Source organism: Arthrobacter sp. P1_B4 (assembly GCF_056406555.1).
In genome coordinates, this window is the sequence record NZ_JBFTZW010000003.1 from 1 (window position 1) to 18,384 (window position 18,384).

General features: G+C 68.0%; 15 protein-coding genes, 1 tRNA gene and 1 pseudogene. 10 read left to right on the forward strand and 7 right to left on the reverse strand.

All coding sequences use genetic code 11. From position 1 onward, the window contains the following. The 3 genes and pseudogenes from AC1D1W_RS02285 to AC1D1W_RS02295 all read left to right on the forward strand — a co-directional run. Nucleotides 1-213: AMP-binding enzyme (locus AC1D1W_RS02285; protein WP_476942820.1), on the forward strand; the 213-nt coding region annotated here is incomplete at its 5' end. Between the two features lie 220 nt (nucleotides 214-433). Then, nucleotides 434-910, forward strand: a complete 477-nt coding sequence (aroQ, locus tag AC1D1W_RS02290) for a type II 3-dehydroquinate dehydratase (RefSeq protein WP_028277671.1) — start codon at nucleotides 434-436, stop codon at nucleotides 908-910. Nucleotides 911-1,033: 123 nt separating this feature from the next. Then, nucleotides 1,034-2,062, forward strand: a pseudogene (locus tag AC1D1W_RS02295) (DUF2332 domain-containing protein); the annotation flags it as partial. A gap of 51 nt (nucleotides 2,063-2,113) precedes the next feature. Here the strand turns inward: AC1D1W_RS02295 and AC1D1W_RS02300 are convergent. Then, on the reverse strand, nucleotides 2,114-3,298 hold the full coding sequence (locus tag AC1D1W_RS02300) for a MarP family serine protease (protein WP_476942821.1): 1,185 nt from the start codon (nucleotides 3,296-3,298) through the stop codon (nucleotides 2,114-2,116). A gap of 215 nt (nucleotides 3,299-3,513) precedes the next feature. Between AC1D1W_RS02300 and AC1D1W_RS02305 the strand changes: the two genes are divergently transcribed. Continuing rightward, complete coding sequence (locus tag AC1D1W_RS02305; RefSeq protein ID WP_011693220.1) at nucleotides 3,514-4,191, forward strand: Crp/Fnr family transcriptional regulator; 678 nt, start codon at nucleotides 3,514-3,516, stop codon at nucleotides 4,189-4,191. 491 nt (nucleotides 4,192-4,682) lie between these two features. On the opposite strand, the gene AC1D1W_RS02310 is transcribed toward AC1D1W_RS02305, so the two are convergent. From AC1D1W_RS02310 to AC1D1W_RS02320, 3 genes are read right to left on the reverse strand one after another with little or no spacing between them, the layout of a single operon-like run. Continuing rightward, complete coding sequence (locus AC1D1W_RS02310) at nucleotides 4,683-5,594, reverse strand: NUDIX hydrolase (RefSeq protein WP_476942822.1); 912 nt, start codon at nucleotides 5,592-5,594, stop codon at nucleotides 4,683-4,685. A gap of 16 nt (nucleotides 5,595-5,610) precedes the next feature. Further along, nucleotides 5,611-6,201 (reverse strand): RidA family protein, encoded by a 591-nt coding sequence (locus tag AC1D1W_RS02315; RefSeq protein ID WP_243181726.1) that lies wholly within the window; start codon nucleotides 6,199-6,201, stop codon nucleotides 5,611-5,613. Between the two features lie 2 nt (nucleotides 6,202-6,203). Beyond that, a complete protein-coding gene (locus tag AC1D1W_RS02320; protein WP_003797879.1) occupies nucleotides 6,204-6,359 on the reverse strand; it encodes a DUF4177 domain-containing protein in 156 nt (51 codons plus the stop codon). 37 nt (nucleotides 6,360-6,396) lie between these two features. Here AC1D1W_RS02320 and AC1D1W_RS02325 point away from each other — a divergent pair, with 37 nt between their 5' ends. From AC1D1W_RS02325 to AC1D1W_RS02345, 5 genes are all read left to right on the forward strand, one after another. Continuing rightward, a complete protein-coding gene (locus AC1D1W_RS02325; protein WP_476942823.1) occupies nucleotides 6,397-8,682 on the forward strand; it encodes a transglycosylase domain-containing protein in 2,286 nt (761 codons plus the stop codon). A gap of 3 nt (nucleotides 8,683-8,685) precedes the next feature. Next, nucleotides 8,686-9,633, forward strand: coding sequence for a metallophosphoesterase (locus AC1D1W_RS02330; RefSeq protein ID WP_243181725.1), 948 nt, complete (start codon nucleotides 8,686-8,688; stop codon nucleotides 9,631-9,633). 388 nt (nucleotides 9,634-10,021) lie between these two features. Then, nucleotides 10,022-11,845: an ABC transporter ATP-binding protein gene (locus tag AC1D1W_RS02335; protein WP_476942824.1), complete on the forward strand. Its 1,824-nt coding sequence runs from the start codon at nucleotides 10,022-10,024 to the stop codon at nucleotides 11,843-11,845. Continuing rightward, on the forward strand, nucleotides 11,842-13,767 hold the full coding sequence (locus tag AC1D1W_RS02340) for an ABC transporter ATP-binding protein (RefSeq protein ID WP_476942825.1): 1,926 nt from the start codon (nucleotides 11,842-11,844) through the stop codon (nucleotides 13,765-13,767). Before AC1D1W_RS02335 ends, AC1D1W_RS02340 begins: the two co-directional genes overlap by 4 nt. A 128-nt stretch (nucleotides 13,768-13,895) precedes the next feature. Then, nucleotides 13,896-13,972 (forward strand) — tRNA-Pro (locus tag AC1D1W_RS02345). 243 nt (nucleotides 13,973-14,215) lie between these two features. On the opposite strand, the gene AC1D1W_RS02350 is transcribed toward AC1D1W_RS02345, so the two are convergent. Beyond that, nucleotides 14,216-14,434, reverse strand: a complete 219-nt coding sequence (locus AC1D1W_RS02350) for a hypothetical protein (RefSeq protein WP_018776166.1) — start codon at nucleotides 14,432-14,434, stop codon at nucleotides 14,216-14,218. Between the two features lie 131 nt (nucleotides 14,435-14,565). Between AC1D1W_RS02350 and AC1D1W_RS02355 the strand changes: the two genes are divergently transcribed. Further along, complete coding sequence (locus tag AC1D1W_RS02355) at nucleotides 14,566-15,831, forward strand: helix-turn-helix domain-containing protein (protein ID WP_459385576.1); 1,266 nt, start codon at nucleotides 14,566-14,568, stop codon at nucleotides 15,829-15,831. A gap of 75 nt (nucleotides 15,832-15,906) precedes the next feature. Here AC1D1W_RS02355 and AC1D1W_RS02360 read toward each other — a convergent pair whose 3' ends face one another. Together AC1D1W_RS02360 and purD are read right to left on the reverse strand one after the other, a co-directional pair. After that, on the reverse strand, nucleotides 15,907-16,845 hold the full coding sequence (locus AC1D1W_RS02360; protein WP_028277681.1) for a phosphoribosylaminoimidazolesuccinocarboxamide synthase: 939 nt from the start codon (nucleotides 16,843-16,845) through the stop codon (nucleotides 15,907-15,909). Nucleotides 16,846-16,904: 59 nt separating this feature from the next. Then, complete coding sequence (purD, locus tag AC1D1W_RS02365) at nucleotides 16,905-18,215, reverse strand: phosphoribosylamine--glycine ligase (protein ID WP_476942916.1); 1,311 nt, start codon at nucleotides 18,213-18,215, stop codon at nucleotides 16,905-16,907. Between the last annotated feature and the right edge of the window lie 169 nt (nucleotides 18,216-18,384).

The following is an 18,384-nucleotide window of genomic DNA, read 5'->3' on the forward strand; positions in this document are numbered from 1 at the left end:
GTCCAGGAGCTCCGCAACCATGTGGGGAAGGAAATCGGCCCGATCGCCAAGCCCAAGATCATCCTCGTGGTCCCGGAACTGCCCAAAACCCGGTCCGGCAAAATCATGCGCCGCCTGCTCAAGGACGTCGCCGAAGGCCGCGAAGTTGGCGACGCGACCACCCTGGCAGACAACACGGTCATGACCCAGATCGCCCAGTCACTGAAGAAATAGCCGGCTCGTTCCGATAGGGGTTCGTCGGCGGTGTTTGGCTGGCCTGTTTGTCCGACGGCGGCGCCGCCCACCGCGGTGGGCCGCGCCGCCGTCGTCGTTGGTCCTGTCTGTCGACGCGGCCGCGGCGGGAACATCCGCAGAAGCGAGGAATGCGGCGGTAACGAACCGATTGGCAGTAACGAACGGCGCGGGCGGGCCGCGGCGCGATAGATTTGCAGACATGACTGAAGCCACCTCCGCCACCGCTGCCGGCCGCGGCACCATCCTGGTTCTCAACGGACCCAATTTGAACCTGCTTGGCACCCGCGAGCCCGAGAAATACGGGACGGCGACGCTGGCCGACGTCGAACAGCTCGCCAAAGACGCCGGTGCCGCGCACGGCCTGGACGTCGAGTGCTTCCAGTCCAACCATGAAGGGGCCCTGGTGGACGCCATCCACGCCGCCCGCGGGAAGGCGGTGGGAATCGTGCTTAACGCCGGCGCCTACACGCACACGTCCGTGGCCATCCGGGACGCCATTTCCGCTGTTGCCCTGCCGACGGTCGAGGTGCACATCACCAATGTTCACGCCCGCGAGCCTTTCCGGCACCATTCCTACCTTTCGGACATCAGTAAGGCCGTGATCGCCGGCGCCGGGATCCTGGGCTACCGCTTCGCGGTGGAATACCTCGCCGGGCTGCACGCGGCCGGGGACTGAGCATGTCCCCCCGCGGAACCCGCGGCGGCGGAAGCATCCGCAGTTCCGGACCCGGCCACGGGCGCTGCTTCGGACACAGCACCGGGCGCGGCTACGGCTACAGACACAGCGCAGTGGTACCGGCACTTCGGCACGGTCGACGCCCCCGGTTCCTCCCCCTGCTATGCCGCGTGGTCCGTGGGGATCGCCGGGGACGCCGAGGTGATTCGGCGGATTGATCAGTGGCCGCACAACAAGCGCCAGCCGCTGCTGATCGTCGCCGCGGCCCGGTTCCTCGGCGCGCAGATCAGCCCTTACCGCGATTTCCGGAGGTTCCTGGACCATCACTGGGACGCGGTCTCGGAAATCGTGCTGTCCCGTTCCACGCAGACGAACGAGGCCGGACGCTGCGCCACCCTGCTGCCCTCACTCGCGCAGATTTCCGCGGCAGAGGGCCGGCCGCTGGCCCTCATCGAGGTGGGCGCCTCGGCGGGGCTGGCACTGTTCCCTGACCGCTACGGTTACGAGTTTGTCGACACCGGGGCGGGGGCACCGGATGAGTCGGCGGCGGACCCGGCGGCGGAAGCAAGGACGACGCGGCTGGTTCCGGATGGCGCCCAGCCTGGGACGTTTCCGGTCCTGCGCTGCCTCACCGCGGGCCCGGTGCCGCTGCCGGCGGAAAGTCCCCGGGTGGCATGGCGTGCCGGGATCGACCTCAACCCCCTGGACGTGCGCGACCCGGCCGACGTCGCCTGGCTCGAAGCCCTCGTCTGGCCGGAGCAGGAGTTCCGGCTTGAACGGCTGCGCCAGGCGACCGCCATTGCCAGGGAACGGCCGCCGCTGCTGGAGGCCGGCGACGTCAACGAACAACTTGTGGAACGCGCCGGCCGAGCCCCGGCCGACGCCGCCCTGGTGGTATTCCACAGCGCCGTCATGGCGTACCTGGATGCCGGCGGCCGCTCCCGGTTCCGGCGCACCATGGCGGACCTTGCCGCGGAGCGGGGCTGCCACTGGCTCTCGAACGAAGGCCTCATGGTGGTAGTGCAGGCAGACGGGTCCAGTGTGGTCCCGGAAATGGATGACGCCCGGCTCCGCGGCCGGTTCCTGCTGCTGCAGGACGGCCAGCCGGCAGCCATCACGGGCCCGCACGGGCAGAGCCTGGAGTGGCTCTAGCCTGCGTGCGGCTCGAGCCTGACTGTGGCTAGGGCCTGCGTGGCAGTCCGGTCATTTCTTGATGCACTGTCCGGACGAAACGGCACTGCCCAGACCCGGCGCCTGAGCCGCCACGGGGCTCAGGTCATTCATGGTGATCGCAAATCCGAGCGAGGACTCGGTTGTGGCCTTGGCAAAGACCACCCCCGCCACCTGCCCGTCCATGGTCAGGAGCGGACCCCCGGAGTTGCCCGGCTGCACGTCGCCGGCCAGCCGGTAGACGTCCTCGGGCGACGCATCCTTGCCATAGATGTCCGGGACCAGCACGGTGGCGATGTCCTGCACCGTGGCTGGTTTGGACTGGAAAGGCCCGCCGTGCGGATAGCCGGCAAAGGCCGCGGCGCTGCCGGACGGCAGGTCGGCAGCCAGCGCCAAGGGTTCCGAGCGCAGACCGTCAACGGCCACGACGGCGAGGTCGTGCTGGGAGTCAAAGTACACGACGCGCCCAGGCAGTGCGCGGCCACCGGGCGTTTCCACCACCGGTTCGTCGACCCCGGCGACCACATGGGCGTTGGTCACCACGCGCCCGGGGGCGACCACGAAGCCTGTTCCGGTCTGGTTTTGGCCGCACTGGTAGGCGGTTCCGGCGATCTTGAGCACGGACGCGGCGGCCTTGTTCAGCGCCGGCGTGTCCGTGCTGGTGTCCGGAACGGCAACGGGCTGGCTCTGGCCGAAGCCGTCCAGCAGGGTGGGGATTCCCTCGCCGATCACGGCGGAACGCAGCTGCGCCATTGATGCCTTGACCGGCATCGGCGTCACGCCGTCGATGAACCTGATGACTTTGGATTCCGCGAGCTGTTGGGACACCAACGGCACACCGAGGGCCCCGATGCTGAACGCCAGCATCGACATCACGAGGGCGGACACCACCACGTTCACGCCTCCGCCCACGAGGCGGTCCGCCGCCCGCAGGGGGCTGAACGGGACCACGCTGCGGATTCGCCGCCCGATCATGGTGCCGAGGCCGTTGCCTACGATCATCAGAAGGACCGCCGTGGCAACGATCGCCGTCAGGCGCCAGCCGCTGTCCTCCACTAGGCCGCTGACGATGGGCACGGAGACGAAGGCGGCGACGGCGCCTGCCGCGAATCCCGCGATGCCTCCGAGCGTCACAAGGAAGCCGTTGCGAAGACCGTGAATCAGGTAGGACAAGAGCGCCACAACCAACACCAGGTCCAAAATGGTCAAGCCAAACACCGGGGCTCCTCACAGACAGTTCAGCGACGATTCTACCGGTGTAAGCTGAACGTTTGCCGACCGGCCGCCAGCCTGCACAGGGATCTGCGCGGACTTCCCGAGCCGTGCGCTTTCGGCCCCTTCGGGCGTTTCCGTGCCAACTACGTCACAGAAGCTCCAAAATTCTGAAAGAATGGCTGAAGCGCCCCAGCCGACACAGCTAATCAGGAGATTTCATGGATATCGAGGTATTGCGCCGCGCACCCCTTTTCGCCACGCTCGACGACGAGGCGTTCCGTCTGCTGACGGACGAACTTACCGAGGTGGACCTTTCACGCGGTGCCTCGGTATTCCGGGAAGGCGACCAGGGTGACCAGCTTTACTTCATCGTCTCCGGCAAGGTGAAGCTCGGCCGCACGTCGCCGGACGGTCGCGAATCACTGCTGGCCATCCTCGGCCCTGGCGAACTTTTCGGCGAAATGGCGCTGTTCGACCCCAGCCCGCGCACGGCCACGGCAACTGCCGTTTCCGAGACGCGTCTCGCCGGCCTGAAGAACGAGAGCCTCAACGCGCTGCTGCGCACCCGCCCCGAGGTCTCGGCCCAGCTGCTGCAGGCCTTGGCACGCCGCCTGCGCCGCACCAACGATTCCCTTTCCGACCTCGTCTTCTCCGACGTGCCGGGCCGTGTGGCCAAGGCGCTGCTGGATCTGGCCGACCGCTTCGGCCGCCCGGCGACCGACGGCGTCCTGGTCGCCCACGAACTGACGCAGGAGGAGCTCGCCCAGCTGGTCGGCGCCTCCCGTGAAACGGTCAACAAGGCCCTCGCAGAATTCGTGCAGCGCGGCTGGCTGCGCCTGGAAGCGCGCGCCGTCGTCATTCTTGACATGCAGCGCCTGCGCCAGCGTTCCCGCTAGGGATCCCCAGCAGCAACCAGAAGGCCGGCCCCGGAAACGGGACCGGCCTTCTGCCGTTAATCTTCTGCCGTTAATTCTCGGAGCAGGTCCCCGGCTGGTTGTCCGCGGGACGTGTCCCGGGCCGGCACGCAGCACGAAGGGACATGTCCAGTGCTCAGGAGCAGGGCGGGGCATGTCCCCGGGCTCGCACCGGGCATCAAGGGACATGTCCAGCCCCGGCTGCGAGGACTGGACATAACGCCACTATGTCCACCGGACAGGCCGACCGGAGGACATGTCCCGGGCCGGCACGCAACACGAAGGAACATGTCCAGCGCTCAGGAGGAGTGCGGGACATGCCCCGGGCCGGCACGCAGCACGAAGGGACATGTCCAGTCCTTAGGAGCAGCGCGGGGCATGTCCCGGGCCACGTCCCGGGCTCCCCGTGCAGCCAAGCCCTAACAGGCCGCCCGCATGGAGCCAGCCTTCCGTGGCGTCGGCGCTCCCCGGGCCTAGCGTTCCCGCTGCGGTTCGCCGGCGATCGTTTTGGCTGCTTCGACTTCGAGCATGAGACGGCCGTCTTCCTCGACCAGCTTCGGCTGGTAGACGTGGGCCTTGCGCTTGTAGCTGAGGTAGGCGATGCAGCCGTTGGCCTTGGCCATCTTCTCAAGCATGATCTCCGAGCCAGGGACCAGGAGTTCGCCCAGGGTCCGGCCGACGGTGTTCTCCTGCCCCACCTCGTCACCCAGCACGGTGCTGTCCCGCCCGCTCACGACTTTCCGGACACACACCCAGCGGCCCCAGACGCCCTTGCTGGCCAGCAGGGAAGGCTGCTGGTTCACGGGCACCGTCGCGGCAAAGTACCGGGTATTGAACCGGCGGTGCGCGAAATCGGGGCTGAGCCAGTTCACCAGGGGTTTGAGCAGGTCAGTGCGCAGCGAGAGCCCGCGCTTGGCGAGCAGGTCGGTGAAGGATTTCTCCTGCTCGGCCACGGCTTCGCGGGCGCGCATCCAGTCGGCGCTGGAGGTCAGCTCCACCGTGGTGGACAGGTCGGGGCCGGCCAGCAGGATGCCGGTCTCCTCGAACAGTTCACGGATGGCACCGACGACGTGTCGGCGCGCCAGCCCGACGTCGGACGTCCCCATCTGCTCGGCCCAGTGCTGGGGTGAGGGGCCCAGCCAGCCGACGGCGTCGTCGTCGGTGGCTTCCAGCGATCCGCCGGGGAAGGCGAGGACACCGAGCGGGGAGGACCCCGTCCGGTAGCCGAGCCAGGTCTCCAGGCCCGTGGGCGAATCCCGCAGGAGGATCACCGAGGAGGCCAAACGGGGCGCGCGGGGCGTCCGCTCACCGTGTTCAATCCAGCTGCGGGCTGCTCCCTCAAGATCCGGGGGCAGGACGAACAGGCGGCGTTCTAACTGAGGCAACTAAGTAACCGGTCTACTAGGCGAATTCAGCGATCAGTTCGACTTCGACAGGCGAGTCGAGCGGCAGAACGGATACGCCGACGGCGGAACGTGCGTGCTGGCCGGCGTCGCCGAGGACTTGGCCCAGCAGCTCCGAGGCGCCGTTGATGACACCGGGCTGGCCGGTGAAGGAAGGGTCGGAGGATACAAATCCGACAACTTTGACGATCCGCGTGATGCGGTCGAGGTCGCCGATCACACTCTTGACGGCGGCCAGGGCGTTGACGGCGCAGACGGCAGCGTAGGCCTTCGCGTCCTCCGGAGACACCGTGGACTCGTCGGAGGCGCCCGCCGAACCGGTGGAAACCTTTCCGGTGGCCTCGAGCTTGCCGTTGATGAACGGCAGTTGCCCGGATGTGTAGACGTGGTTGCCGGAAATCACGGCCGGAACATACGCCGCGACCGGAGCCGCAACGTCGGGGAGCGTCAGGCCCAGCTCCGCGAGGCGCTGTTCGACGGCGGACGACGCGCCCGCGCCGGCCGTGGGGCTCGCTGCGCCGGCTGTGTTTTCGGAGATGTTTTCCGCGCCCGCCGGCGTGGCCGGAACGGCTTCTGAGGGGGTGCTCATGGCTACTGCTTCTCCCGCTTCAGGTAGGCAACCAGGCCGTTTCCATCGGGTCCCGGAACAACCTGGACGAGCTCCCAGCCGTCGTCACCCCACTGGTCCAGGATCTGCTTTGTGGCGTGAATAATGAGCGGAATCGTGGCGTACTCCCATTTGGTCATGACATAAAGCCTAGTCGTTGCCGGTAAAGTGGAAAACATGGCGACTGGCAAGAACCCTTTATTCGACACGGCCACCACCCTCGGAAAGATCTTTCTTTTCCTGGGCGTGAGCGCTATTTGCGGTGTCCTGGTGGCGGGCCTCCTGGTCCCCGCGGCGGCCGTTTCGGGCAGCGCGGCGAGCGGTTCGATCCAGTTCTTTGACACGCTCCCCGCAGAGCTGAAGGTCGATCCGCCGAGCCAGTCGACCACGATCCTGGCGTCCGACGGCAGCCCGATCGCCAACCTCTACGCGGAAAACCGCACCCGTGTTTCGCTGGACCAGATGTCACCGCACATCAAGGACGCGATCATCGCCATCGAGGACAGCCGCTTCTACGAGCACGGCGGTGTGGACACCACCGGCATCCTGCGCGCGCTCGTGAGCACCGCCCGCGGCAACAAGCAGGGCGCGTCCACGATTACGCAGCAGTACGTGAACAACGTCATCAACTCCTCGCTGGAGGCCGAAGGCAAGGGCAGCGAGGTCCTGCTCAACGGCGTCAACAAGGGCGTCGGGGACAAGCTCCGTGAAATGAAGCTGGCCATCGCGCTGGAGAAGAAGTTCACCAAGGAGCAGATCCTCGAGGGCTACCTGAACATCGTCTTCTTCAACCGGGACGCTTACGGCATCGAAGCCGCGTCCAAGTTCTTCTTCAGCACCACGGCCAAGGACCTGACCCTGCCGCAGGCGGCCCTGCTGGCCGGCGTCGTGAACAGCCCCTCCTACTATGACCCGATCACCAATCCGGAGAACGCCAAGGTCCGTCGCGACCTCGTGCTCCGCGCGATGCTGACGCAGGGCAAGATCAAGCAGGCCGATTACGACGCAGCGGTCGCGACACCGGTGCAGACCAAGGTCACCCAGCCCCGCCAGGGCTGTGCCTATTCACAGACGGCGCCGTACTTCTGCGACTACGTGCTCCACCTGCTCCTGAACAACCCGGCCTACGGGGCCGACGCGGCCGAGCGTGAGCGGAAGATCTTCCGCGGCGGCCTGACCATCAAGACCACGCTGGATCCGAAGGCCCAGTCCGTGGCGCAGGCCCAGGTGGACGGGTCGGCCGGCGCGAACCCGGACAAGTGGGGCGCCTCGCTGGTGTCCGTGCAGCCGGGATCCGGCAAGATCGTCTCCATGGCCCAGAACACCGTCTGGTTCCCGGCCGACGGCAAGTTCGACCAGACCCAGAATTTCAACGTGGACGTGCAGGATGCCAAGGGCAATGACCTCAACGGCCTCGGCGGCTTCCAGCCCGGATCCACGATGAAGCCGTTTACGTTCGCGGAGTGGCTCAACGAGGGCAAGTCGATGAGCACCCAGCTCAACGGCGCCGTGCGGCGATATCCACAGAATTTCCCTTGGAAGAACACCTGCCCGGCACCGACCACCGGCTGGTATGACGCGTCCAACGGGAGCTACGACCTACAGAACGCCGACGAGACCCACTACAAGTACATGTCCGTCCTTGACGGCCTGGCGAACTCCATCAACACCATCACGTTCGCTTCCGCCGCCCAGGTGGACCTCTGCGGGATCCAGAAGGTCGTGGACGCAGTGGGCATCCACGGCGGGCTGCCGAGCGCGGACAACCCCAACCCCCCGGTGCCGATGACCACCCTCGGCAACCTCATCGGGTCCACCCAGACGGCGCCGCTGACCATGGCCAGCGCATTCGCCACCTTCGCCAACAATGGCAAGTACTGTGAACCGATGGCCATCGAGTCGGTAACAGACGCGACCGGCGCCCAGCTGCCGGCCCAATCACCCAACTGCAGGGACGCGATCAAGCCCGAGGTGGCCCACGGCGTCGCGTACGCTATGCAGGAAGTGCTCAACCGCGGCTCGGGCTCGCTCATTGTGCCCCGGATTTCGACCCGGACCACTTTCCCCATTGCGGCGAAGACGGGCACCAACGACAACAACAGCTCTACCTGGGTGGCGGGCTACACCAGCGGCCTCGCGACGGCCACGTGGTTTGGCGATCCCCTGGGCGACCAGAAGCGTGCCGGGCAGAATGTCACGATCAACGGCAACTTCTACAAGGGCATCGACGGTTACATGATCGCCGGGCCGCAGTTCTCGAACTACATGGCCCGGGTGGCACCGGCCTACGGCACCGATCCGTTCCCGGACCCGCCGTCGGACATGCTGTACTCCCCGGCCCCGGTCCCGGACCCGGTAACAGTGCCGCGGACCACCATTCCGACCGGGAAGAGCACCGAGCCGGCCACGCAACCGTCCGCCGACCCGACACCGGCACCCACGAAGTCCTCCGGCAAGAAGTAGCCGATGACCCTGGGCAATGATCTGGCGAGCCGCGTTCGAAGCATCGGACGCGGCTTTGCCGTGACCGCCGCGATCGGGACGGCGGCGGGGGCGGCCGCTACCGGCTACGGGCTGTGGGAGAAGAACCAGTTTGTGGTCAGGGAGGAAACCCTCCCCATTCTGCCGGCCGGGTTCGGCCCGTTCCGGATACTGCACCTGTCCGATATCCACTTCGTTCCGGGCCAGCACCGGAAGGCGCAGTGGCTGTCCTCCCTGGCGCAATTGCGGCCGGACCTCGTGGTGAACACGGGCGACAACCTCAGCCATGCCAAGGGCGTGGACCCCCTCGTGGCGGCTCTGCGACCCCTGCTGGAATTTCCCGGCGTGTTTGTCCCCGGCTCGAACGACTACTTTGGCCCGAGCCTGAAGAACCCGGCGTCATATTTGCTCGGGCCCTCGGGCGAGCGCAAGCACCCGGAAAGGCTCGACTGGCCCCGGCTGCGTTCCGAGTTCGGCATGTCCGGCTGGGTGGACCTGACCAACCGCTGCCAGTCGGTCGTACTCAAGGGCATGCGCTTCGACTTCTCCGGCGTCGACGATCCGCACCTGCGCCTCGAACGGTACGCGGGCTGGCCACGCGGGACCAAGGGCAGGGACGCCGACCCGCACCTGCGCATCGCCGTCGCGCACGCACCCTACCAGCGCGTCCTCGACCACTTCACTGAAGCCGGCGCCCACCTCCTCCTGGCCGGCCACACCCACGGCGGCCAGATCTGCGTCCCGGGCTACGGGGCCCTGGTCACCAACTGCGACCTGCCCACCTGGCGGGCCCGGGGGCTGCACACCTGGGAGAGCAACGGGAGGACGACGCCGGTGAACGTCTCGGGCGGCATCGGCACGTCCCGCTTCGCCCCGGTCCGCATTGCCTGCCGGCCCGAAGCCGTTCTGCTGACGCTGACCTCCCGCGCCTAGGCCTGGCCGCGGCCAGTCCTGCCCGCCCTGCGGTCTGGCGGTCTGGCGGGTGGAAATGTCCTCCCCTCGCGCCCGCCCCCACGGGACATGCCCTCCCCCGGTCGCGAGCAATGGGCATAGACCCACCATGCCCACCCGCCACGGCCACCACTGGACATGTCCCACCGGACGCGGCACCACCACTGGACATGTCCCACCGGGCGCGGCACCACTGGACATGTCCCGGGGTGCCCAGCCATCCGTACCCCATTGCGGATCGCAATGACTGGGCGAGATGCTGGGAGCGCTGAACAACGTGTGAATCCCGTCACCCGATGGCCTAGGGTAGTTGCTACAGGAAACTACATTCAACGGTGCGATCTATGCACGGGCGTCTTAAGAAGCAGGCATGGCCAAGCAGAGCTCATTCTTCACCTCCATCAGCCGTCTCTACCCGCACGTCAGGCCAATCCTGCCCCGGCTGGTCATGGGCCTGCTCTGTGCGCTGCTGGCCAGCGTCATGGCACTGGCCATCCCGCAGGTGCTGCGCGTGCTGGTCAACGAGTCCCTGACCCCCGGCGGCAACGCGGAAGCCGTCTGGACTGCCTCGCTCCTCATCCTGGTCCTGGGCATCGCCGAGGCGGGCCTCGTGGCCCTGCGCCGGCAGTTCGTCATCAATCCCGCCACCACCGTCGAGACCCGGATGCGGGTCTCGCTCTACGGGCATCTGCAGGACCTCACGGTTTCCTTCCATGACCGCTGGGGCTCCGGTCAGCTGCTGTCCCGGGCCATGACGGACCTGAACTTCCTGCGCCGCTGGATGGCCTTCGGCGCCATCATGCTGGTGGTCACGACGCTCACCGTGGTGATCGGCGTCGCCGTGATGTTTGCCATGAGCTGGCAGCTGGCCCTGATCTTCCTGGCCGCCGCCGTGCCGATCATGATCTACGGATTCCGCTTCCGCACCCGGTTCAGCAAGGTGGCCCGGCGCAGCCAGGACCAGGCAGGGGACCTCGCCACCACGGTCGAGGAATCCGTGCACGGCATCCGCGTCCTGAAGGCCTTCGGCCGCAGCCGGGAGGCCCTGGAGAACTTCAACGAACAGGCCGAGGAACTCCGCCAGACCGAGATCGCCAAGGCCAAGCACCTGGCCACCTTCAGCCTGGTGGTGACGCTCCTGCCCGAACTCGCGCTCGGGGCCGGCCTCGTCGTCGGCATCCTGCTGGCCTCCACGGACCAGCTCTCCATCGGGTCCCTGGTGGCCTTCTTCGCCACCGCCGCCGTGGTTGCCGCGCCGGTCGAGTTCTGCGGCATGCTGCTGGCGATGGCCCTCACCGCGAAGTCCGCGGTGGACCGGCACTTCGAGGTCATGGACGCGCAGAACACCATCACCAGCCCGGACCAGCCCCGCCGCCCCGCCGGCCTCAAGGGTGCCCTCAGCTTCCGCAATGCCTCGTTCGCGTTCGAGGACGCCCCGGACAAGCCGATCCTCAAGGACATCACCTTGGACATCCGCCCCGGCGAAACCATGGCCCTCGTGGGCATCACGGGCGGCGGCAAGAGCGCCCTGCTCCAGCTGGTCCCCCGCCTCTATGACGTCACCGGCGGTGCCATCACCATCGACGGGGTGGACCTGCGCGAGTTCGCGGTGGAGGACCTGCGCACCGTGGTCTCCGTGGCGTTTGAGGACACCACGCTGTTCTCCAGCTCCGTCCGGGACAACGTCCTGCTCGGCGCGCCCGACGCCGGATCGGCGGAGGGCCGCGACGCGGCCCTGGAGGAAGCCCTCGACGTCGCCCAGGCCCACTTCGCCTACTCCCTGCCGAACGGGGTGGATACCCTGATCGGCGAGGAGGGCCTCAGCCTCTCCGGCGGCCAGCGCCAGCGCATCGCCCTGGCCCGGGCCATCGCCGCGAAACCGGCCGTGCTGGTCCTGGACGACCCGCTCTCGGCGCTGGACGTGAACACCGAGGTCCTCGTCGAGGCCCGGCTGCGCAAAGTCCTCGCGGACACGACCACGCTGATCGTGGCCCACAGGCCTTCCACGGTGGCGCTGGCCGACCGGGTGGCCCTGCTCGAGGACGGCCGGATCGCCGCCGTCGGAACCCATGCGGAGCTGCTCGCCAGGAACAGCCATTACCGCTACGTGATCGCCAGCCTGGACCCGGAACCGCGGGACCTGGATTCAGAATTGTCCGCCCTCGAGGACCAGTCCGAGGAGATTTCCCGATGAGCAGCGCAACGTTCGGCACCGCCAATGAGGACAACGCGCACCTCAGCAGGAACGAAAGCAAGGCCGTCCGGCGGCGCTCCCTGACCCTCCTGGGCTCCCTGATCCGCCCCGTCCGGGCCCGGTTCTGGCTGACGATCGGCGCCGTCGTCCTGTCCCAGGCCGCCCGCGTGGCCGGGCCGGCCCTGATCGCCTTCGGCATCGACCACGCCCTGCCCGCCGTGCGCGCCGGCGACAACCTTCCCCTGGTGCTGACCGGGGCCGCCTACCTTGCAGCGGCCGTCGTGGCGGCCGGCCTGACCGCCCTGTACGTGACCTCGACGGCGCGGCTCAGCCAGGCGATGCTGCTGGACCTCCGCGTCCGGGTCTTCCGCCACACGCAGCGGCTGAGCCTGGAATTCCACGAGAAATACACCTCGGGGCGCATCATCGCCCGGCAGACCTCGGACCTGGAGGCCCTGCGCGAACTCCTGGATTCCGGCGTGAGCTCGCTGGCCTCGGGAATGCTGTTCATGGCGTTTACCGCCGTGACGGTGTTCGCCCTGGACTGGCGCAGCGGCGTGCTGGTGCTGGCCGCCGGCGTGCCGATGTATTTCCTGGCCCGCTGGTACCAGAAGCACTCCCAGATCGCCTTCCGCGAATCCCGGGTGGTCTCGGCCCGGCTGATCGTGCACTTCGTGGAGACCATGACCGGGATCCGCGCCGTGAAGGCCTTCCGGAAGGAACGCGAGAATGCCGCGGGCTACTCCGAACTGTCGGAGGACTACCGCCGCGCGACCGTCCGCTCCATCAACCTCAACGGCATCTTCCAGCCGGGACTGGTGCTGATCGGGAACGTGTGCGTGGCCCTCGTGCTGCTCACCGGCGGCTTCCGGGTCCTCAGCGGCGACCTGGAGGTCGGCGTGCTCCTGGCCCTGATCCTGTCCGCCAAGCGCTTCTTCCAGCCGGTGGACCAGATGGCCATGTTCTACAACTCCTTCCAAAGCGCACAGGCGGCCCTGGAAAAGGTCTCGGGCCTGCTCGAGGAGCGGCCCACTGTCAGACCGCCGAAAACACCCGCGGCCCTGCACGACGCGCGGGGCAGCATCGATTTCAACGGCGTCGAATTCCGCTACGGCGAAGGCCCGGTGGTCATCCCGCAGCTGGATCTGCACATCCCCGCCGGGCAGACGGTCGCGCTCGTCGGGCAGACCGGCGCCGGCAAATCCACCCTCGCGAAGCTGATCGCCCGCTTCTACGACGTCTCCGCCGGGTCCCTGACCCTCGACGGTGTGGACCTGCGCCAGCTCAGCACCGAGGACCTGCGCCGGAACGTCGTCATGGTCACCCAGGAGGCCTTCCTGTTCAGCGGCTCCGTGGCGGACAACATCGCCCTGGGCCGGCCCGAAGCCTCGCGAGCGGAGATCGAAGAGGCGGCCCGGGCAGTGGGGGCGCACGCCTTCATCATGGAACTGCCGGACGGCTACGACACCGACGTCAACAAGCGCGGCGGCCGCGTCTCCGCCGGGCAGCGCCAGCTGATCAGCTTCGCCCGCGCGTTCCTGGCCCGCCCGGCCGTGCTGATCCTGGACGAGGCAACGTCCTCGCTGGACATCCCGTCGGAGCGCATGGTCCAGCAGGGCCTCGCGGGGCTCCTGCGCGGGACGCGGGAGGCCGGCACCCGGGAGGCAGGCCAGCGGCCGTCCGGTGGACAGGCGGGCGGCGAACAACCCGTTGCAGACCCGGCCCCCGGCCCGGACTCGGCCCCCGGTGCCGGGCGGACAGCGCTGATCATTGCCCACCGGCTCTCCACCGTGGAGACGGCAGACCGGGTGCTGGTGGTGCACGACGGACGCGTCGTGGAGGACGGCACCCCGGAGCAACTGATCGGCGACGGCGGCGCCTTCGCCCGGCTCCACGGCGCCTGGAAAGACTCGCTGGTCTGAACAGCGCCTGCCGGGACCGGTCGGCGTCCGGGCCGGAACGACGGCGGGACACATCCCGGCCGACGCCCGATTTCACATCCGGGGCCATGATCGGATACTCTTGTGAAGTTGCTTTTGAAGCAACGGATCGGGATGTGGCGCAGCTTGGTAGCGCGCGTCGTTCGGGACGACGAGGTCGCAGGTTCAAATCCTGTCATCCCGACCAAACACAAAGAGGGCCCTCCACACGGAGGGTCCTCTTTTGTATGTCCGACTGCAGGTCCGGCTGCAGGTCCGGCGCGATTTCATGACCCGGCACCGGCGATCGGCCCGGCCCGGCGCCCTGCCCCGCCTCCGGACACAACGCAGCCCCGGGAGGAAACCTCCCGGGGCTGTGCCGGATATCCGTGCCGCAGGCAGCCGGCCGTTGCTGCGCCGGGCCTGCCGTATCGGGCTTACATCGGGCTTGTTACATCGGGTCGGGCCAGTTGCCGACGTTCAGCGAGTGGGTCATGGGGTCGGGCCAGTTGCCCACCGCCTGGGCGGTGCGCATGGGATCGGGCCAATTGCCGACGGCGGCAACGTCTGAGACATCGGTAAGTGAAGCAGCGGACAGCACGGCCGGGGCCGCGGCGGAGAATGCCAGTGCGCCCGCCAAAACGGCGCCGGCTGCAATCTTCTTCAACATAAGTTTCCTCAATATGGGTTGGGGTTCCTTAACCAAGTCAGCACTACCCTTGTTGACACACATTGTAAAATGGTTTCTACAGAGACTGTCAAGCATTTAGTACAAAGAATGTCCGGAATTAGGAGGTATCCGTGGGGAACGGATTTGGGGAGAAGCTCCGCGCGGAACGGCTCGAACGGGGCCTGACGCAGGCGGAGTTGGGCCGTGACCTGTACTCCCCCAGCTACATTTCTCTGCTGGAAACCGGACGCCGCGAGCCGACCGCCGATGTCATCGAGGAGCTTGCCCGCCGGCTTGAACTGGCCCCCAAGGCGCTCGAGGCCTGGAGCCAGCCGGTGTCCGTCAGCGACGCCGAATACGTGCTCGCGGGATTGTATGCCCGGCAGGCCTGGGACCTCCGGGACTACCCCGTGGCCGCCACCCACGCCGCCGCCGCCGCCAAGATCGCCCTGGAGGCCAAGAACACCAGCGCGTGGTGGAACATGACCTATATGCAGGCCGAGTGCCTGATCAAGCAGGGCCTCTGGCAGGAGTGCAAGGACGTGGTCCAGAATCTCCTGGAGCACCCGATGGCCGCGGAGTCTGCCGGGCTCGGCGTCCGGGCCCAGCAGATGCTCGCCGCAGCCTCGCAGGGCCAGGGGCAGCTGACCGCCGCCGTCGAGCATGCGCAGGAAGCGGTGCGGCTCTGCGCGCAGCTGCCCAAAGGCTCCACCATGATCATCGGTGCCCTCCGCGCCCTGATTGGTGCCCTGGCCGAGAGCGGCCGGCTCGATGAGGCCTGGGAGTACTGCCAGGCCATGAACGACCAGATGGACGACCACTCGATGTCCCAGCTCGCCGGCGAGGTGGCCTGGGTGATCGGCAACGTGGCCTTCATGCGCCACGATTACCCCGAGGGGATCAAGTACCACGAGCGGGCCGGCCGGTTGCTCTCCCCGGCCAACGACATCGACCTGTGGGCCCGGTTCAACAAGGCCTCCGCCGCCGTCCGCCTGTCCTCGGGAATCGTCGAACCCGAGACGCTCTCATCGATCGAGCGCGCCGAACTTGCCCTGTCGATTGTCGGCGGCAACAAGACCGACCAGCTGGAGGTCGCCTTCATCCGGGCCCGCTGGCTCTACCTCACGGGCGACATCGTTGCCGCCGTCCAGAAGCTGCGCGAGATCCATGCCGAGCGGGAGGCGTTGGCCCGGCACACGGCCGGCGAGGTCTCCCTGCTGCTGGGGAAGGCGCTCAAGGCTGCCGGGGAGGCCGCGGAGGCGCTGGTGTACCTCGAGGAAGCCCAGAAGGAGTTCAGCGCGGCGGGCGCCTCGGACCGGGTCCAGCAGGCGCTGGACGCCGTGCTCGAGATCAAGCTCGCCCAGCGCCGGGCCGAGGCCGCTTCCGCGGAAGCCTAGCCCCGGCCTTGCCAGGCGAACGGCCCGGCAAGGCGAACGTCTCGGCTAGGCGAACGGCCGGCCGGCCGGGCTAGATTAGGCGAACGTCCGGCCGGTGAGCTTCTCGTAGGCCTCCACGTAGCGGCTGCGGGTGCGCGCCACGACGTCGGCCGGAAGGACGGGCGGGGGCGTGTCCGAGGCCTTGTCCCAGCCCGACTCCGGCGAGGTCAGCCAGTCGCGCACATACTGCTTGTCATAGGACGGCTGCGCCTGCCCGGGCTGGTACGTGGCCGCATCCCAAAACCGTGAGGAATCCGGGGTCAGCACTTCGTCGCCGAGGGTGATGACACCGGTCGCCGCGTCGAGGCCGAACTCCACCTTGGTGTCCGCCAGGATGATGCCGCGGCCGCGCGCGATTTCCTCGGCCTTGGTATAGATCTTCAGGGTCAGCCTGCTCAGGTCCGCCGCGACGTCCGCACCCACGAGGCCCACGACGGCGTCATAAGTGATGTTCTCGTCGTGCTCGCCCACCTCGGCCTTGGCCGACGGCGTGAAGATCGCCTCCTGCAGCCGTGACCCGTCAACCAGGCCGGCTGGCAGCGGGATGCTGCACACTGTGCCCGACGCGCGGTACTCAGCGAGCCCGGTGCCGGTGAGGTAGCCGCGGGCGATGCATTCGACCGGGAACATGTCCAGCTTCTTGCAGATCATTGCCCGGCCCTCGACGGCGGCGGGGACCCCGTCGTCGGCCGTGGAGGCGAGGACGTGGTGCGCGACGTCGAGCTGGTCGAACCACCACAGGCTCAGCTGGGTCAGGATGCGGCCCTTGTCCGGGATCTCGCTGGCCAGGACGTGGTCGAACGCACTGATCCGGTCGCTGGCCACCACCAGGACACAATCCTGGCCGAAGCGTTCCGCGACGGCCGGATCCGCGGGGACGTAAAGGTCGCGAACCTTGCCGGAGTAGACGTGCCGCCAGCCGGGCAGGTCCTGCGTGGCGGTGTCGAGCCCGCCCTTGGGCACGGTCTCAGGCATGGTCTCAGGCGTGGTCTCGGGCTGGGTGCCGGGCGTCGGCGCTGCGGATTCGGTCACGTTCATGCCTTCGCTTTCGACGCGGCCGCGGTTCCCGGCCCGGCTACCCGGATCTGGCCGCGGGCGGCCTTGCCGCCGATGTCAGTGCGGAACTGGCTGCCGTCCAGCTGGACGAGCTCGACGCCGTCGTACGCCCGCTCCCGGGCCTCCACGAGGTCCGTGCCCAGCGCCACCACAGCCAGGACGCGGCCGCCGGCGGACACGACCTTGCCTTCGCCGTCGAGCTTGGTCCCGGCGTGGATCACGTGGACGCCGTCCAGGGCGTCGACCTTCTTCAGGCCCCGGATGCGGTCGCCCGTCCGCGGGGTGTCGGGGTAGTTTTCGGCGGCCACGACGACGGCGACGGCCGTGTCCTTGGACCAGCGCAGCGGCTGCACCTTGTCCAGCTCGCCCTTGGCCGCGGCCATGAGCAGCCCGCCGAGGGGCGTCTTGAGCCGGGCGAGGACGGCCTGGGTTTCGGGATCGCCGAACCGGACGTTGAATTCGATGACCCGCGTGCCGCGCGAGGTCAGGGCGAGGCCGACGAAGAGGACGCCCACAAACGGGGTGCCGCGGTGCGCCATCTGGTTGACCGTGGGCTGGGCGACGCGGTCGATCACTTCCTGCACGAGGCCTTCGGGGGCCCATTCCAGCGGTGTGTACGCGCCCATGCCGCCGGTGTTTGGGCCCTCGTCGTTGTCGAAGATGCGCTTGAAGTCCTGCGCCGGGGACAGGGCAACGGTGTTGGTGCCGTCGCAAAGGACGAACACGGAGACCTCGGGTCCGTCCAGGAACTCCTCGATCACCACGGTGCCGCCCGCGTCGAAGCAGGTCTGGGCATGCGCGAGGGCCTCGTCGCGGTTGGAGGTGACCACGACGCCCTTGCCGGCCGCGAGCCCGTCGTCCTTGACGACGTACGGGGCGCCGAAGGTATCGAGGGCGTCGGCGGCTTCCCCGGCGTTGGAGGCGACGCGGGCCATTGCGGTGGGCACGCCGGCCTCGGCCATGACTTCCTTGGCGAAGGCCTTGGACGCTTCCAGCTGGGCCGCGGCCTTGCTGGGGCCGAAGACCGGGACGCCGGCGGCGCGGACGGCGTCGGACACGCCGGCGGCGAGGGGCGCCTCCGGACCGACCACCACCAGGTCAACGGTGAGCTTGAGGGCCAGCGCGGCGACGGCGTCGGGATCGTTCGCGTCGATCTCGTATGTGGGGACCAGCGCGCTGATGCCGGCGTTGCCCGGGGCCGCGTGGACCTCGGAAACGTTCGGGTCTGCAAGCAAGGATCGGACAATGGCGTGTTCGCGGCCGCCGGGGCCGATGACAAGTACCTTCACAGTCTCCAAGGGTACGTGGTGCACCCCGAAGGCTCCTAAGCTGTGTCGGCCGCTGGACATGCTCAATTTTCGCCGCGGCGCCTCGCGGGCACCGGGCAATCCGCGGCTCGGCGGCGCCGGGCACCGGGGCCACCCGCGGATATGCCCAGTCCCGGCCACGTCCAATGGG

What these genes read in the sequence shown, in the direction of transcription:
- AC1D1W_RS02330 (WP_243181725.1), top strand. Translation starts at nt 8,686, where the DNA reads ATGACCCTGGGCAATGATCTGGCGAGCCGCGTTCGAAGCATCGGACGC.
- AC1D1W_RS02350 (WP_018776166.1), bottom strand. Translation starts at nt 14,434, where the DNA reads ATGTTGAAGAAGATTGCAGCCGGCGCCGTTTTGGCGGGCGCACTGGCA.
- AC1D1W_RS02340 (WP_476942825.1), top strand. Translation starts at nt 11,842, where the DNA reads ATGAGCAGCGCAACGTTCGGCACCGCCAATGAGGACAACGCGCACCTC.
- AC1D1W_RS02325 (WP_476942823.1), top strand. Translation starts at nt 6,397, where the DNA reads ATGGCGACTGGCAAGAACCCTTTATTCGACACGGCCACCACCCTCGGA.
- aroQ (WP_028277671.1), top strand. Translation starts at nt 434, where the DNA reads ATGACTGAAGCCACCTCCGCCACCGCTGCCGGCCGCGGCACCATCCTG.
- AC1D1W_RS02315 (WP_243181726.1), bottom strand. Translation starts at nt 6,201, where the DNA reads ATGAGCACCCCCTCAGAAGCCGTTCCGGCCACGCCGGCGGGCGCGGAA.
- AC1D1W_RS02305 (WP_011693220.1), top strand. Translation starts at nt 3,514, where the DNA reads ATGGATATCGAGGTATTGCGCCGCGCACCCCTTTTCGCCACGCTCGAC.
- AC1D1W_RS02320 (WP_003797879.1), bottom strand. Translation starts at nt 6,359, where the DNA reads ATGACCAAATGGGAGTACGCCACGATTCCGCTCATTATTCACGCCACA.
- AC1D1W_RS02335 (WP_476942824.1), top strand. Translation starts at nt 10,022, where the DNA reads ATGGCCAAGCAGAGCTCATTCTTCACCTCCATCAGCCGTCTCTACCCG.
- AC1D1W_RS02360 (WP_028277681.1), bottom strand. Translation starts at nt 16,845, where the DNA reads ATGCCTGAGACCGTGCCCAAGGGCGGGCTCGACACCGCCACGCAGGAC.